Genomic DNA, 16,187 nt, shown 5'->3' with positions numbered 1-16,187 from the left:
GTGGGAGACTGCCGTCGGTTTGAACTCTCACGAGAGCTTGCGTTTGCTGCGGGTGCGCAGGCGCTCTTCCGCCTCGAGCTGCGCCATGCCGAGCAAATGGCTGAGCACCTCGAGCCGATGGCGCTCCGCGAGCTTGACCAGTTCGGCAACGGTCTCCGCAATGAAGGCCACGGCCTCGTCGGGGCCGCCTTCCTCACCTCGTTCTTCGGTTGGCGATTCCGGTTTCTTGCCTGAAGCCTTCCGCTTCCGGCCGCCCGCAGCCTTGCTCAAAAAATTTGCATCCTAACGACACAAAATATTACCCAGAAATAACCCCTTTGGAGGCGCAACTCTAGGGCGCATTTCGCAACTCCTCAGATATAAGTGGATAGCGAAAGGTTCCCTGGCGGCATCTGCCGATTTGACAGGGGCCGCCTCACCACCCATGTTCGGGCCAATCGGTGGGCCGCGAGTCTCGCGGAACCCGCCTTTATCTTTTCCCGTAAGCCATTGGAATGACATGAATATCGTCATCGTGGAGTCGCCGGCGAAAGCCAAGACGATCAATAAGTATTTGGGCGCCTCCTACGAGGTTCTGGCCTCGTTCGGCCATGTCCGCGACCTCCCCGCCAAGAACGGTTCCGTCGATCCGGACGCCAATTTTCAGATGATCTGGGAGGTCGATCCCAAGGCGGCCGGCCGGCTCAACGACATCGCCAAGGCCCTGAAGGGCGCCAGCCGACTGATTCTCGCAACCGACCCTGATCGCGAGGGCGAAGCGATCTCCTGGCACGTGCTGGAGGTGATGAAAGAGAAACGCGCGCTGAAGGATCAGAAGATCGAGCGCGTGGTGTTCAACGCCATCACCAAGCAGGCGGTGACCGATGCCATGAAGGCGCCGCGCCAGATCGACGGCGCGCTGGTCGACGCCTATATGGCGCGCCGCGCGCTGGACTATCTGGTCGGTTTCACGCTCTCGCCGGTGCTCTGGCGCAAGCTGCCGGGCGCGCGGTCGGCCGGCCGCGTGCAATCAGTCGCCCTGCGGCTGGTCTGCGACCGCGAACTCGAAATCGAAAAATTCGTCCCGCGCGAATACTGGTCGTTGGTCGCGACCCTGACCACGCCGCGTGGCGACAGCTTTGAGGCGCGCCTCGTCGGCGCCGACGGCAAGAAGATCCAGCGGCTCGACATCGGCTCCGGCGCCGAAGCCGAAGACCTCAAGAAGGCCATTGAAGCGGCGAACTTCACGGTTTCGACCGTCGAAGCAAAACCCGCGCGCCGCAATCCGCAGGCCCCCTTCACCACCTCGACGCTGCAGCAGGAAGCCAGCCGCAAGCTCGGCTTTGCGCCGGCGCACACCATGCGGGTCGCGCAGCGCCTCTACGAAGGTATCGACATCGGCGGCGAGACCACCGGCCTCATCACCTATATGCGAACCGACGGCGTGCAGATCGACGGCTCGGCGATCACCCAAGCCCGCAAGGTGATCGGCGAGGATTACGGCAACGCCTATGTCCCCGACGCGCCGCGCCAGTACCAGACCAAGGCCAAGAACGCGCAGGAAGCGCACGAAGCGATCCGCCCGACCGATCTGTCGCGCCGGCCTGCCGAGATGCGCCGCCGCCTCGATCCCGATCAGGCGAAACTCTATGAGCTGATCTGGATCCGCACCATCGCGAGCCAGATGGAATCGGCCGAGCTCGAACGCACCACCGTGGATATCGCGGCGAAAGCCGGCTCCCGTGTGTTGGAGCTGCGCGCTTCGGGCCAGGTCATCAAGTTCGACGGCTTTCTCGCGCTCTATCAGGAAGGCAAGGACGACGACGGTGACGACGAGGATTCCCGCCGCCTCCCCGCCATGAGCGAAGGCGAAGCCTTGAAGCGGCAGGCGCTTGCCGTTACCCAGCATTTCACCGAGCCGCCGCCACGCTTCTCGGAGGCCTCGCTGGTCAAGCGGATGGAAGAGCTCGGTATCGGCCGTCCCTCGACCTACGCCTCGATCCTGCAGGTCCTGAAAGATCGCGGTTACGTCAAGCTGGAGAAGAAGCGGCTGCATGGCGAGGACAAGGGCCGCGTCGTGGTCGCCTTCCTGGAAAACTTCTTCTCGCGCTATGTGGAGTATGACTTCACCGCCGCGCTGGAAGAACAGCTCGACCGCATCTCCAACAACGAGATTTCCTGGCAGCAGGTGCTGCAGGATTTCTGGACCGGCTTCATCGCCGCGGTCAACGACATCAAGGATCTGCGCGTCGCCGAGGTGCTGGATGCGCTCGACGACATGTTGGGGCCGCACATCTACCCCGCCCGCGCCGATGGCGGCGACATCAGGCAGTGCCCGACCTGCGGCACCGGCCGGCTCAATCTGAAAGCCGGCAAGTTCGGCGCCTTCGTCGGCTGCTCGAACTATCCGGAATGCCGCTATACCCGTCCGCTGGCGGCCGACTCCGAGGCGAGCGCCGACCGCGTTCTCGGCAAGGATCCCGAAACCGATCTCGACGTGACGGTGAAGGCCGGCCGCTTCGGCCCCTACATCCAGCTCGGCGAGCAGAAGGACTATCCCGAGGGCGAAAAGCCCAAGCGCGCCGGCATCCCGAAGAACATGTCGCCCGGCGACATGGAGCTCGATCTGGCGCTGAAGCTGCTGTCGCTGCCGCGTGAGATCGGCAAGCATCCGGAAAGCGGCCAGCCGATCACCGCCGGCATCGGCCGCTTCGGCCCGTTTGTGCGTCACGAGAAGACCTATGCGAGTCTTGAAGCCGGCGACGAGGTGTTCGACATCGGCCTCAATCGCGCGGTGACCCTGATCGCAGAGAAGATCGCAAAAGGCCCGAGCGGCCGCCGCTTCGGCGCCGATCCCGGCAAGCCGCTCGGCGAGCATCCGAGCCTTGGCGGCGTCGCCGTCAAGAACGGCCGCTACGGCGCCTATGTTACCGCAGGCGGCGTCAACGCCACGATCCCGAGCGACAAGACGCCGGAGACGATCACGCTGGCCGAAGCCATCGCGCTGATCGACGAACGCGCCGCCAAGGGCGGCGGCAAGCCGAAGCGCGGCGCCAAGAAGGCCGCACCGAAGAAGGCTGCCGCCAAGACTGCCAGCAAGGCTGCAGATCCCGATGCGCCGAAGCCCGCCAAGAAGGCGCTGGCGAAGAAGCCGGCCGCGAAGCCTAAATCGGAGGCCGTGAGCAAGGCGCGCGCGCCGGTCGCCTCCGCCGCCAAGACATCGGCGGCGAAGCCCACTGCACCCAAGACGCCCGCGAAAAAGCGCGCGGGCAAGGCGCGAGGATAAGTGAAGAGAAAACACGACCATGGCTTTCCGGCCCGGGACGCCATCGTCGCCTTTGTTCGTGCCCACCCGGGCAAGGTCGGCACCCGCGAGATAGCCCGCGAGTTCGGCCTGAAGAATGCCGACCGCGCCGAACTGAAACGTATCCTGCGCGAGCTCGCCGACGAAGGTGCCATCGCCAAGCGGGGCCGGAAGATTCACGAGACGGCCCTCCTGCCCCCGACCGTGATCGCCGACATCACCGGGCGCGATACCGACGGCGAACTGCTCGCCACTCCCACCGAATGGGACACAGAACAAAGCGGCCCCGCGCCGAAGATCCGCATCCACGTCCCGCGCCGTCTGCAACCCGGCACGGCGGCGGGTGTCGGCGACCGAGCCATGTTGCGGATCGAGAAGGCCGATGATAGCGAAGGCGCCCCTTATCGCGGGCGCATCATCAAGATCATCGACCAGGCCCGCACGCGCGTGCTCGGCATCTTCCGCAAACTGCCTGGCGGCGGCGGCCTGCTCGTTCCCGTCGACAAGAAGCAGGCCGGGCGCGAATTGAACATCGCGCCATCGGACACCGCGGGCGCCGAGGATGGCGACCTCATTAGCGTCGATCTGGTGCGCTCGCGCGGTTATGGCCTCGCCTCCGGCAAGGTGAAGGAGCGGCTCGGCTCGTTGTCGAGCGAAAAGGCGATCAGCCTGATCGCGATCCACGCCCACGAAATCCCGCAGGCGTTTTCACCATCCGCCTTGCGCGAGGCCGAGGCTGCGCAGCCTGCTGACTTGAAAGGCCGCGAGGACTGGCGCGATTTGCCGCTGGTGACCATCGATCCGCCTGATGCGAAGGACCATGACGACGCGGTGCACGCCGCGCTCGATTCCGATCCGAACAACAAGGGCGGCTATGTGGTCCATGTCGCGATTGCCGACGTCGCCTTCTACGTGCGGCCGGGCTCGGCGCTAGATCGCGAAGCGGTGACGCGCGGCAACTCGGTGTATTTTCCGGACCGCGTGGTGCCGATGCTGCCCGAGCGCATCTCCAACGATCTCTGCTCGCTGGTGCCGGGCGAAGCGCGTGGCGCGCTCGCGGTTCGGCTGGTCATTGGGCCCGACGGCCGCAAGCGCTCGCACAGCTTTCATCGCGTGCTGATGCGCTCGGCCGCGAAACTGCACTACGCGCAGGCGCAGGCCGCGATCGACGGACGGCCCGACGATATCACTGGCCCGCTGCTGGAGCCGATCCTGACGCCGCTCTACGCGGCCTATGCGCTGGTGAAGCTCGCGCGCGACGAACGCGATCCGCTCGATCTCGATCTGCCCGAGCGAAAGATCCTGCTCAAGCCCGACGGCACGGTCGATCGCGTCATCGTGCCCGAACGTCTCGACGCGCACCGGTTGATCGAGGAATTCATGATCCTCGCCAACGTCGCCGCGGCCGAAATGCTTGAAAAGAAGGCTCTGCCGCTTATCTATCGGGTGCATGACGAACCGACCTTGGAGAAGGTTCATAATCTACAGGAATTCCTGAAAACGCTCGACCTGCCGTTTGCGAAGACCGGCGCGCTACGACCCTCGCTGTTCAATCGGGTGCTGGGCCAGGTCCGCGGCGAGGATTATGAGCCGCTGGTGAACGAGGTGGTACTGCGCTCGCAGGCGCAGGCGGAATATTCGGCGGAGAATTACGGCCATTTCGGCCTCAATCTGCGTCGCTACGCCCATTTCACCTCGCCCATCAGGCGATACGCTGATCTGATCGTGCATCGCGCGCTGATCCGCGCGCTCGATCTCGGTGAAGGCGCGTTGCCGGAGAGCGAAACGCTGGAGACACTGAGCGAGATCGCGGCGCAGATCTCGCTGACCGAGCGGCGGGCCATGAAGGCGGAGCGCGAAACCGCCGACCGGCTGATCGCGCATTTCCTCGCCGACCGCATCGGCGCGACTTTTCAAGGCCGCATCTCGGGCGTTACGCGCGCCGGCCTGTTTGTGAAGCTTTCGAATACCGGCGCCGACGGGCTGATCCCGATCCGCACGCTCGGCACCGAGTACTACAATTATGACGAGACGCGTCACGCGCTCGTCGGCTCACGCAGCGGTGCCATGCACCGGTTGGGTGACGTTGTCGACGTGCGTCTGGTAGAAGCTGCACCGGTAGCCGGCGCGTTGCGGTTCGAACTGTTGTCGGAAGGCCAGCTCATTCCGCGCGGCAGAAAACGCGACGGCGCGAAGGCATCGGCAAAGCCATCGAAATCGCATCCGGGCCGCAGCCCGCGCGACAAGGTTCGCAAGCCTCACAAGGGTAAGTCGGGCAAAGCCAAGCCCGGCAAATCGAAGAAGGGCAAGTCATGGAAACGGTGAACGCCGCGACGACATGGACCCGGGACACCGCGCTGGCCGAGAAGCGTGACCTCTGGACCGCGATGAAGCGCGGCCTCCGTTGCCGCTGTCCGCGTTGCGGCGAAGGAAAGATGTTTCGCGCTTTCCTGAAGACTGCCGATAATTGCTCCAAGTGCGGGCTCGATTTTACTCCGCACCGCGCCGACGATCTGCCGGCCTACCTCGTCATCGTCATCGTCGGCCACATCGTGGTGCCAGTGGCGCTATGGATCGAAACCAACTACTCGCCCGCGGTGTGGCTGCAACTGGCGATGTATCTGCCGGCGACGCTGGTCTCCTCGCTTGTGCTGTTGCAGCCAATCAAGGGCGCGGTGGTCGGCATTCAATGGGCGCTGCGCATGCACGGCTTTGACGAAAATGCCCCTAGCGACATCCCGTCAGTGCCGCCGATTTGACGTTCCTACAGTAGTTGCCGCGGGCTCACGCTAGGAACTTCAAATCGAAAAACGGCACTGAAAATCTAAGTTTGCTAGCGCCCCCTTATTTCCGAAGTTCGCGAAACTGGGGCCGCGAGAGATCGCGAACTTCGGAAACGGGGCGCTAGTCTAGCTAGACCGGTAGTAACAAGAAAGCACCAAAGATGGGGATGGAATGAGCGACGTCGCGACCGCCGTAAAGGAAGAAAAAGAAGCCGATCATCATCCCTATTTCCGGCCCAAGGATGCAGCGACGCTGATCCTGATCGACCGCTCCGGTGACAAACCGAAAGTTCTGGTTGGAAAGCGCCACGACAAGGTGGTGTTCATGCCGGGCAAATATGTTTTCCCGGGCGGACGTGTCGACAAGTCGGACAACCGCATCCCGGTGGCCGCACCGATTTCCCCAGAGCTCGAGGCCAACCTGCTCAAAGGCAGTCCGAAGATCGCACCATCGCGGGCGCGCGCGTTGGCGGTTGCTGCGATTCGCGAGGCCTGCGAGGAAACCGGCCTCTGCCTCGGATGCAAGGTCGACAAGCCCGTCAAGCTAGACGGCGCGTGGAAACCGTTTGCGGAAGCAGGCCTCTTGCCCGATCCATCCGGCCTGTTCCTGATCGCGCGCGCCATCACCCCGCCCGGCCGCGTCCGCCGTTTTGATACGCGCTTCTTCACGGCCGATGCGTCAGCCATCGCCCATCGCGTCGAAGGCGTGATCCATGCCGATGCCGAACTGGTGGAGCTGGTGTGGGTCGAGATCGGCTCGCAGCCACTGGCCGACGCGCACGCCATGACCAAGAACGTGCTCGCCGAACTCGACCGCCGCCTTGCGACCGGCCCCTTGCGCCACGACGCGCCGGTGCCGTTCTTTCATTTCTACGGCGGTAAGATGCAGAAGGACGTGCTGGGGGCGTAAGGCCCTGCTCTCTCTGCGCCATTCCGGGGCATCGCGGAGCGATGAACCCGAAATCTCGAGATTTCCGGGTCTGCGCTACGCGCATCCCGGAATGACAGTCGTGTTGAGACTCCGCGCAAAAACAAAATATTCTTCTGCGCTTCTCCAATGGCTTCACCGCCGCCCATGCCTATCTCTTTCCCAACAATAACAGCTACGGAACGGCGCGATGGCACAGCGGCAACTCAAGCTCGGCGCGTTCATGCGGCCGGTCTCCATCCACACCGGCGCGTGGCGCTATCCCGGCGCCTGGCCCGATGCCAACTTCAATTTCCCGCGTGTCAAGCAACTGATCCAGAAGCTCGAAGCCGGCAAGTTCGACGTGTTCTTCATGGCCGATCATCTGGCCGTGCTGAACATGCCGATCAATGCGCTCAAGCGCAGTCACACGGTCACTTCGTTCGAGCCGTTCACGCTGTTGTCGGCGCTATCAGCCGTGACGGAACATATCGGCCTGATCGCGACGGGATCGACGACCTTCGACGAACCCTACCACGTCGCCCGACGCTTTGCCTCGCTCGATCACATCTCAGGTGGCCGCGCCGGGTGGAATATCGTCACCACCTCCAATCCGGACGCAGCGCTCAATTTCGGGCTCGACGACCACATGGAGCACGCCGAGCGCTACAAGCGGGCGCGCGAGTTCTATGACGTGGTCACGGGTCTGTGGGATTCCTTTGCCGATGACGCCTTCACACGCGACGTCGAACAAGGCCTCTATTTCGATCCCGCTAAAATGCATGTGCTCAATCACAAGGGCAAACATCTGTCCGTGCGCGGCCCGCTCAACATCGCCCGCCCCGTGCAAGGCTGGCCGCTGATCGTGCAGGCCGGCGCGTCCGAGGATGGCAAGCAGCTCGCGGCGGAAACCGCAGAAGCCGTCTTCACCGGCGGCGGCAGCCTTGCCGACGGGCAGAAGCTCTATGCCGACATCAAGGGCCGCATGGAGAAGATCGGCCGCAACCCCGAGCATCTGAAGATCCTGCCCGGCGCCTTCGTCGTGGTCGGCGACAGCGTCGAGGAAGCCAAGGAGAAAAGGGCCAAGCTCGACAGCATGGTGCATTACGACAGCGCCATCGCTTCGCTCTCGGTGCAGCTCGGCACCGATGCCTCCGGCTTCGATCCCGACGGCCCGTTGCCGAAAATCCCCGAAACCAACGCCAGCAAGAGCGGTCGCCAGCGCCTCGTCGATGCCGCCGCGCGCGACAAGCTCACGGTACGCCAGCTCGCCCAGCGCGTCGGCGGCTATGGCGGACTGTCCTTTGTCGGCACGCCGCAGACGATCGCCGACCAGATGGAGGAGTGGCTGATCAGCCGCGGCAGCGACGGTTTTAACATCATGTTCCCGTTCCTCCCGGCAGGATTGGACGATTTCGTCGACAAGGTGGTGCCGGAACTGCAGCGGCGCGGGATCTTCCGGAAAGAGTATGAGGGCAAGACGCTGCGGGAGAATTTGGGGCTGCCAAGGCCGAAAAACCAGTTCTTTGAGGGTTAATCACCTCGGATCCGGCCGGTTTTTGCCCCGAAAACCTTGACTTTGGGCGGATCGAGGCTAGGTTGCGCGGCAACTGCAGGCCGGTTCGGCCGGCGCCTGACACCCCCTATTTGAGGTTTCGAACATGGCCAAAGCGGTCACCATCAAGGTCAAGCTCGTTTCCACGGCGGATACCGGCTTCTACTATGTCGCCAAGAAGAATTCGCGCACCATGACCGACAAGCTGGTCAAGAAGAAGTACGACCCGGTCGCGCGCAAGCACGTCGAGTTCAAGGAATCGAAGATCAAGTAAGCGAGCCAATCGCTGAAGGTTTTGAACGGGGCCTTGCGGCCCCGTTTTCGATTCTTGGCTATCCGTGTCCCGGACGCGGTGCAGCGCTTCTTCAGTGCTGCACCGCAGAGCCGGGACCTACGGTGGCCGCGGATGGACCCCTGATCAGCAGCGCACCACGCGCCGAGCGCGCGCTGCGCAGCATCTGGGAAACGATGGATAGATTACGCAGCTTGCATCTGCGGTGGCCCGCTCGGCCGTATCAGCGCGAACGCGACCTGGACAATGCCGCCGGCCAGGCCAAGCGCGACGCCGATCCGCCACGCCATGGTGTAGGAGCCGAGCGCGTCGTACAGCACGCCGCCCCCGAACGCGCCGAGGAAGCTGCCGACCTGGTGGCTCATGAAGGCGAGCCCCTGGATCATCGCCTGCCATTTCAGGCCGAACATTTCCGCCACCGCGCCCGCGACCAGCGGGCCGACGCCCATCCACAGGAAGCCCATGATGGCACCGAACAGCAGGGTGGTTGCCGGCGTCGGCGGCAGCGTGAAATACCAGGCGAGCGCGATCGAGCGGAAGATGTAGATGCCGCCGAGCAACGCCAGCTTGTTCCAGCGCTGGCCGGCCCAGCCGAAGAAGATGCTGCCGAGCACGTTGAAGCCGCCGATCATGCCGAGCGTCTGGGCGCTCAGCATCGGGTCCATGCCGCAGATCGCCAGATAGGACGGCAGGTGCGTGGTGAGAAAGACGAGCTGCATGCCGCAGACGAAATAGGCGCCGGTCATCACCACGAAAGACGCGTTGGCGAACGCCATCTTCGTTGCGGCTGTGGCCGAAGTGTCGCCGATCTCGTCTTCTGTCGGCTTGGGCAACGGGATCTTGTCCACCCTGCCCGCGTACCAGGCCGCGGGAATCATCAACAGCGACAGCACCACAAATCCGACCAGCCCCATTCGCCAGCCGTAACCTTCATTGAGCATCTGCCCGATCGGCGCGGACAATAGCGCGCCGAGGGAGCCGGCGCCCGACACCAGGCCGAGCACTGTGGAGCGCACCGACGCTGGCACCGCGCGCGCCGCAACCGACATCGCGATCGCCGCCGCGGTGCATGCCAGCGACGTGCCGATCAACACGCCCCCGCCGATCATGACGGCGAGAACGCCGTTCGCCCCCGCCATCAAGGCAAGGCCGGCGACATAGAGCAGCGCGCCGACCAACATGATGGCGCGAAAGCCGTAGCGCACCGTCATTGCCCCAGCGAGCGGCTGCAAAAATCCCCAAGCGAGGTTTTGCACCGCGATCGCCAGCGTGAAGTCGGAAATCGATATTCTGATATCCTGCGTCAGCGGCTGCATGAAAATGCCGAGCGACTGCCTCAGCCCCATGCTCAGCGTCAGCATGATGGATGCGCCGATCAGAATGGGTAGCGTCGGACGCAGGATTTGCAGCAGGGCCATTGTTTTTGTTCTCCCTATCGCCCGCGAGTCGAAAGCCGCGTCCTGCAATTGGCATCTAAAATAGGTACACAGATCTGTGTAAGTTGGCTATAAGGTTGGCACTGCTGTCAAGGAAGAGGCGACCCACGCATTCGCATGGCTACCCTGCCCGCCAAACCGGCGATGAAGGATCGGATTCTGGAAACCGCGGATAGGCTGTTCTACCTGCAGGGAATTCGCGCGGTCGGTGTCGACACCATTGCGGCCGAAATCGGCATCAGCAAACGCACGCTCTACAATCATTTCCCGTCCAAGGACGCGCTGATCTCGGCCTATCTGGCACGGCGCTTCGTGGCGCCGCGGCCATCAGACAAATCTCCGGTCGAACAGATTCTCGGCACTTTCGATTCGCTGGAGCGGCGCTTTTCGGCGAAAGATTTTCGCGGCTGTCCCTTCGTCAACGCGGTGGCCGAACTCGGCGAGGATCAGTCGGTCCGAAAGGTCGCGGTCGAGTTTAAGGAAAGCCGCCGCCTCTGGTTTCGCGGCCTGCTGGTACAACTCGGCATCCGCCAAGCGGACGCATTGGCGACGCAGCTCGCTCTGCTCGTCGACGGCTCGATCGCCCAGGATCTCGTGCGCAACGACCCCGCGATGGCGCGCGCGGCAAAGGAAGCAGCAACGGTGCTGTTGAAGAATGCAGGCGTGAAGATTGGCGGGAGCACTGCCACGAAGAAACGTGCGGCAAGAAAACGTCAGTCCTGATCGGCTACCAACCCCTCCACGGTCGTCCCTGCCTAGTGCGCAATTGCACACGGGCGCAGGGACCCATACGCCGTGGCTTTTCAGTGAGGCGATGTGGTAGTTACCTTCTTACGATAATAAGCGCCGGTGGTTATGGGTCCCTGCGTTTGCAGGGCGACGAACGCGCAAGAACATGACGGCATAGGGAGCGAAAATGGAAGACCTGAAAGTGACCACCAGCGGTTATGACTTCAAACCGGCACGCGCGGCCATGCAGCGCTATATCGACAACAACCTGCTGTCCGGCATTTCCTGGGCGGTCATGGTCGGGCGCGACCTCGTCGACGTGAATTGCGTCGGCTGGGCCGACAAGGAAGCGCAGACGCCGCTCCGCACCGATCACATCTTCCGCGTCTTCTCCAACACCAAGCTGATCACCTCCTGCGCCGTGCTCTTGCTGTTCGAGGAAGGAAAACTCAGGCTCGACGACGGAATCGAAAAGTTCATTCCGCAGCTCGGAAATCGCAAGGTGCTGCGGCCCGGCGCCAGCTCGCTGGATGACACCGAGCCTGCGAAGAGCTCAATCACCATCCGTCAGTTGCTCAGCCACAGCTCCGGCCTGAGCTACGGCTTCTTCGATCCCGGTACCGCCATCTACAAGGCGCTCAACGAGCGCGGCGTCCACAATCCCATGACGACGCTGGCCGACATGGTGGACGTGCTGGCCGGCCTGCCGCTGATCTATCAGCCGGGCACGTCGTGGGAATATTCGCTGGCCACCGACGTGCTGGGGCGGTTGGTCGAAGTCATCAGCGGCCAGAGTTTCGACAAGTTCATCCAGGCGCGCATTCTGGGTCCGCTCGGCATGGTCGATACCGGCTTCGTCGTGCCGGAAAAGGATCAGGGCCGGCTCGTCGCCTATTACGCCGGTGCGGACCCGATGGAGCCGATGAAGCCGGGATTGACCCGAACCGACAACTCGCCCTTCCCCGGCGCTTATCTGCGCCCGATCGCAAGGCTGAGCGGCGGCGGCGGCCTGGTTTCAACCCTACCCGACATGGTCACGCTGATCCGAAGCCTGCTGCCCGGAGGGCCGACCCTGCTCAAGCCCGAGACGATTGCGCTGATGCTGACCAACCAGTTGCCCGAGGATCAGTGGATCCGCTTTGCCATGATGGGAGAGCAGCCCGGCAAGGCCTTTACCTTGGCCGGCGGATTGATCCTGACGCCTTCGGCGTTTGATCATCCGGACGCCACAGGCGAACTCTATTGGGGCGGCGTCGCCGGCACCCAATGGTGGATCTCGCCGAAGCGCAACGTGGCCGGCGTGATGATGGCCCAGCGCCAGATGGCGTTCGTGCATCCGTTCTCGTTCGAGTTCAAGCGGCTGGCGTATGAGGCGGTGAAGCAGAATGCCGAGGTTGTTGCTTGACGCGACAACCGATCTGCGGTCGTCTCTGCGTTCGCACTAGTGCGTTCGCAGACACGACAGTTCAGGCCGCCGCCGCTGATACCACCCGGTTCCGTCCGTCGTGCTTGGCGCGATAGAGCGCGGTGTCGGCGCGCTTGAGCACGTCGGCGACCGGCTCGCCCTTGTGGTCCAGCGTCGCCAGGCCGATCGAAATCGTGACGTCGATCCGCTTGGTGCCCTTGTTGACCGCAAAGGTTTCGCTGGCGACCGAGCGGCGCAGACGCTCGGCGACCATGCCGGCGACGGTCAGGTCGGTTTCCGGCATCACGATGACGAATTCCTCGCCGCCATAGCGGCAGGCCAGATCGATGCCGCGGATCGACTTGCGGATGCGCACCGCGAACTCGCGCAGCACGTCGTCGCCGGCGTCGTGGCCGTAGGTGTCGTTGATGGATTTGAAGAAGTCGATGTCGAGGATCATCAGCGCAAGCGGCTTGCCGCGGCTCGAGGCCTGCTCGACGAGCGTCGAGAGATGGCTTTCCATGTAGCGGCGATTGTGAAGCCCGGTCAGCGCGTCGGTGATCGCCATTTCGATCGAGTTCTGCACATTGTCGCGCAGATGGTCGGTGTAGCGTCGCTTGCGGATTTGGGTGCGCGCCCGCGCCAGCAGTTCGTTCTTGTCGACGGGACGGAGCAGATAATCGTTGACGCCGATTTCGAGCCCGCGCAGCAGACGCGCATTGTTGTCGGCGTCGGAGATGGCGAGAATGGGCAACTGGCGGGTGCGCTCCAGCGAGCGCGCCTGGCTGCACAGTCGCAGACCGTCGTAATTTTCCAGGCTGAGAGAGACGATCAGCAAATCGTAATTGCCGTCAGCGGCGTGAAACAGCGCTTCCGCCGGATTGATTTCGACGTCGACGGTGTGCTCGGCGGCAAGGATCGGCGCCAGCCGCTCGTAGGACGACGGCCGGTCGTCGACCAAAAGGATCCGTCCGCCGACGCCCTTGTCGGCGATCGCGCTGCGCTCGGGCGCTTCCATGCCGATCTCGAGCGAGGTGATGGCGCGCATGCGCAGCTCATCGGTCATCATCTTCAGCCGCGTCAGTGACCGAACGCGCGCGATCAGAACGATGTCGGACACCGGCTTGGTGAGAAAATCGTCGGCTCCGGCTTCCAGCCCGCGGACGCGATCTGATGGGCTGTCGAGCGCGGTGACGATCACGACGGGAATGAAATGGGTGGCCGGGTTGGATTTCAGCCGGCGACAGACCTCGAAACCGTCCATGTCCGGCATCATGACGTCGAGCAGGATGATGTCGCATTCGGAGCGCGAACAGAGGTCGAGCGCCTCGGCGCCGTTGGAAGCAGTCAGCACGTCGAAATATTCAGCCGACAGCCGGGCTTCCAGCAGCTTGACGTTCGCAGGAACGTCATCGACGACGAGGATACGCGCAGACATCGAAACTCACCCTACCCGATAAAACGCCGTACGGTTTCAATAAACTTGCCGACGGAAATTGGTTTGGACAGATACGCTTCGCAGCCGCCTTCGCGGATGCGCTCTTCGTCGCCCTTCATCGCAAACGCAGTGACGGCCACCACCGGAATGGTGCGCAACTCCGGATCGTCCTTGATCCAGCGCGTGACTTCGAGGCCAGACACCTGCGGAAGCTGGATATCCATCAGGATCAGATCAGGGCGCAGCTTGCGGACGAGATCGAGCGCCTCGAAACCATTGCTGGTACCGGAGGTTTGATAGCCATGCGCTTCCAACAGATCGCGAAAGAGCTTCATGTTGAGCTCGTTGTCCTCCACGATCAGGACGGTTTTCGCCATCCCGTCCCTCCCTCATCCCAGGAAACAAGTCCGGCCTTTCGGCACGTCTTGCACCGACGCCGCCCCCTGTCGAAAACTGAATTCAAACTAGCGCCAGATTCGCTCTAAGCCGTTAAATCGATGCGCCAACTTTTACGAAGCGGTTTCGATTGTTGAACACACTTCGCAGACTCGGGCATGATGGTTCCCAAATTAGAGACCATAAGTTAACGGAAAGGCAAATGATCTATTGAAAAAGCCTGTTCACAACCCTCGCGAAGTGGCTGAAATCGTTGCGGTTCAGGCGCTGGGTTTCATTGCCGGCGATCCTGAGAGGCTAGGCTTGTTCCTGGCTGAAACCGGCATCGGTCCGGAGACACTGCGCACCGCCGCGTCCGACCCGCAATTTCTGGCCTCGGTGCTGGATTTTGTGATGCGGGACGACGCAACGGTGAAGGCATTTGCGAGCGCCTCGCAACTGCACCCGACCAACATCGCCGCCGCCCGCCAGGTGCTCGGCGATCCGCATTGGGAGCGCGACGTGCCGTGAGCGCGCAGGCGCCGCCAGCCTTAGACGATCCGCGCGCGTTCTGCCGGGATTGCCTCGGCGACATCGATATCAAGGCAAGGCGATGCAATGAATGCGGTTCCCCGCGCCTGGTCCGCCACCACGCCCTGCCCTCGCTGACGCTGGCGCATATCGATTGCGACGCGTTTTATGCCACAGTGGAGAAGCGCGACAATCCGGAACTTGCCGACAAGCCCGTGATCATCGGCGGCGGCAAGCGCGGCGTGGTGTCGGCTGCCTGTTATGTCGCGCGGACCTACGGCGTGCGCTCGGCAATGCCGATGTTTAAAGCGCTGGCGCTCTGCCCCCAGGCAGCCGTGATCCCGCCAAACATGGCCAAATATGTCCGCGTCGGCCGCGAGGTGCGGCAGGCCATGCAGACGCTGACGCCGCTGGTGGAACCGCTCTCGATCGACGAGGCGTTTCTCGATCTTTCCGGCACACAGCGCGTTCACGGCATGATCCCCGCAAAAGTGCTGGCGCGTTTTGCCCGCGAGGTCGAGCGCAACATTGGCATCACCGTTTCCGTTGGCCTGTCCTGCAACAAGTTTTTGGCCAAGATCGCCTCCGATCTCGACAAGCCGCGCGGCTTTGCCGCCCTCGACCAGATTGAGGCCCGCGAGATGCTCGCCGACAAGCCGGTCGGCTTCATCTACGGCGTTGGTCCCGCGACCCAGGAAAAGCTGCTGCAGCGGGGGTTTCGCGTCATTGCGGATCTGCAGCGCGCCGACGAGGTCGAGCTGATGAAGCAGTTCGGCGGCGAAGGCCGCCGGCTGTGGCGGCTGGCACGCGGCATCGACGACCGCAGCGTGGTCCCCGACCGCGGCGCCAAGACGATATCGAGCGAAACCACATTCGAAAACGACATCCGCGATTTCGCCACGCTGGAACGGCTGTTGTGGCGGCTTTCGGAAAAGGTGTCGTCCCGGCTGAAGAACGGCAATCTTGCCGGCTGCACCATCACGCTGAAGCTGAAGACTGCCGATTTCAGGCAGCGCACCCGCTCGCAATCGATTCAGGCGCCGACCCAGCTCGCCGCGAAGATCTTTGCGGTGTCGCGCGAAATGCTGGCCAGGGAGATCGACGGCACCGCCTTCCGCCTGATGGGCACGGGCGTCAGCGCGCTGCGCGAGGGCTCGCGAGGAGACGACAGCGACATGCTCGACCGCCGCTCGGCCCACGCCGAGCGCGCGATGGATGATTTGCGGAAAAAGTTCGGCAATGCCGCCGTGATCCGGGGCATCGCCTACAACGGGCCGGCAAAGGAAGAGGAGGAGCAAGAGGAAGAATAGACCGCTCCCTCCCCGTCATTGCGAGCAGCAAAGCGACGAAGCAATCCATCTAGCCGTTATGCCGCGCCATGGATTGCTTCGCGGAGCCTGTCATCACTACGCGAGCGCTATTGCGCTCGTCGCGGGGCGCGCATTCGCGCGAC

14 protein-coding genes are annotated in these 16,187 nt (G+C 63.1%); 10 read left to right on the top strand and 4 right to left on the bottom strand.

Going from position 1 to position 16,187, the window contains the following annotated elements; genetic code table 11:
* Positions 1-27: 27 nt before the first annotated feature.
* Positions 28-270, bottom strand: coding sequence for a hypothetical protein (locus CQ13_RS26025; RefSeq protein WP_057845678.1), 243 nt, complete (start codon positions 268-270; stop codon positions 28-30).
* Between the two features lie 229 nt (positions 271-499).
* Between CQ13_RS26025 and topA the strand changes: the two genes are divergently transcribed.
* From topA to rpmG, 6 genes are all read left to right on the top strand, one after another.
* Positions 500-3,265, top strand: coding sequence for a type I DNA topoisomerase (gene topA / locus CQ13_RS26020; protein ID WP_057845677.1), 2,766 nt, complete (start codon positions 500-502; stop codon positions 3,263-3,265).
* Complete coding sequence (rnr, locus tag CQ13_RS26015; RefSeq protein WP_057845676.1) at positions 3,266-5,608, top strand: ribonuclease R; 2,343 nt, start codon at positions 3,266-3,268, stop codon at positions 5,606-5,608.
* On the top strand, positions 5,596-6,042 hold the full coding sequence (locus tag CQ13_RS26010) for a DUF983 domain-containing protein (protein WP_057845675.1): 447 nt from the start codon (positions 5,596-5,598) through the stop codon (positions 6,040-6,042). The genes rnr and CQ13_RS26010 overlap by 13 nt, the downstream gene beginning before the upstream one ends.
* Positions 6,043-6,238: 196 nt before the next feature.
* On the top strand, positions 6,239-6,976 hold the full coding sequence (locus CQ13_RS26005) for an NUDIX hydrolase (RefSeq protein WP_057845674.1): 738 nt from the start codon (positions 6,239-6,241) through the stop codon (positions 6,974-6,976).
* A 208-nt stretch (positions 6,977-7,184) separates the two neighbouring features.
* The gene (locus CQ13_RS26000; protein WP_057845673.1) at positions 7,185-8,510 is read left to right on the top strand and encodes an LLM class flavin-dependent oxidoreductase; all 1,326 of its coding nucleotides are present in this window, start codon (positions 7,185-7,187) and stop codon (positions 8,508-8,510) included.
* Positions 8,511-8,634: 124 nt separating this feature from the next.
* A complete protein-coding gene (gene rpmG / locus CQ13_RS25995; protein ID WP_027537094.1) occupies positions 8,635-8,802 on the top strand; it encodes a 50S ribosomal protein L33 in 168 nt (55 codons plus the stop codon).
* A 203-nt stretch (positions 8,803-9,005) separates the two neighbouring features.
* Here the strand turns inward: rpmG and CQ13_RS25990 are convergent, their stop codons facing one another.
* Positions 9,006-10,238: an MFS transporter gene (locus CQ13_RS25990; protein WP_057845672.1), complete on the bottom strand. Its 1,233-nt coding sequence runs from the start codon at positions 10,236-10,238 to the stop codon at positions 9,006-9,008.
* Positions 10,239-10,373: 135 nt separating this feature from the next.
* On the opposite strand from CQ13_RS25990, the gene CQ13_RS25985 reads away from it, so the two are divergent.
* Together CQ13_RS25985 and CQ13_RS25980 are read left to right on the top strand one after the other, a co-directional pair.
* The gene (locus CQ13_RS25985) at positions 10,374-10,979 is read left to right on the top strand and encodes a TetR/AcrR family transcriptional regulator (protein WP_057845671.1); all 606 of its coding nucleotides are present in this window, start codon (positions 10,374-10,376) and stop codon (positions 10,977-10,979) included.
* Positions 10,980-11,172: 193 nt separating this feature from the next.
* Positions 11,173-12,390 carry a serine hydrolase domain-containing protein gene (locus tag CQ13_RS25980; RefSeq protein ID WP_245309318.1) on the top strand — a complete coding sequence of 406 codons (1,218 nt, stop codon included), beginning with the start codon at positions 11,173-11,175 and terminating at the stop codon, positions 12,388-12,390.
* Between the two features lie 61 nt (positions 12,391-12,451).
* On the opposite strand, the gene CQ13_RS25975 is transcribed toward CQ13_RS25980, so the two are convergent.
* Positions 12,452-13,828 carry a PleD family two-component system response regulator gene (locus tag CQ13_RS25975; RefSeq protein ID WP_057845670.1) on the bottom strand — a complete coding sequence of 459 codons (1,377 nt, stop codon included), beginning with the start codon at positions 13,826-13,828 and terminating at the stop codon, positions 12,452-12,454.
* 11 nt (positions 13,829-13,839) lie between these two features.
* Positions 13,840-14,205, bottom strand: a complete 366-nt coding sequence (locus tag CQ13_RS25970; protein ID WP_057845669.1) for a response regulator — start codon at positions 14,203-14,205, stop codon at positions 13,840-13,842.
* 229 nt (positions 14,206-14,434) lie between these two features.
* Here CQ13_RS25970 and CQ13_RS25965 point away from each other — a divergent pair, with 229 nt between their 5' ends.
* Both CQ13_RS25965 and CQ13_RS25960 read left to right on the top strand, forming a co-directional pair.
* Positions 14,435-14,734, top strand: coding sequence for a DUF3572 domain-containing protein (locus CQ13_RS25965; RefSeq protein WP_057845668.1), 300 nt, complete (start codon positions 14,435-14,437; stop codon positions 14,732-14,734).
* Positions 14,713-16,044, top strand: a complete 1,332-nt coding sequence (locus tag CQ13_RS25960) for a DNA polymerase IV (RefSeq protein WP_082637643.1) — start codon at positions 14,713-14,715, stop codon at positions 16,042-16,044. The genes CQ13_RS25965 and CQ13_RS25960 overlap by 22 nt, the downstream gene beginning before the upstream one ends.
* Positions 16,045-16,187: the final 143 nt, after the last annotated feature.

The organism is Bradyrhizobium retamae (assembly GCF_001440415.1).
Lineage (GTDB): Bacteria > Pseudomonadota > Alphaproteobacteria > Rhizobiales > Xanthobacteraceae > Bradyrhizobium > Bradyrhizobium retamae.
The sequence above is the reverse complement of the archived record's forward strand: the minus strand, read 5'-3'. Positions and strand labels throughout refer to the sequence as shown.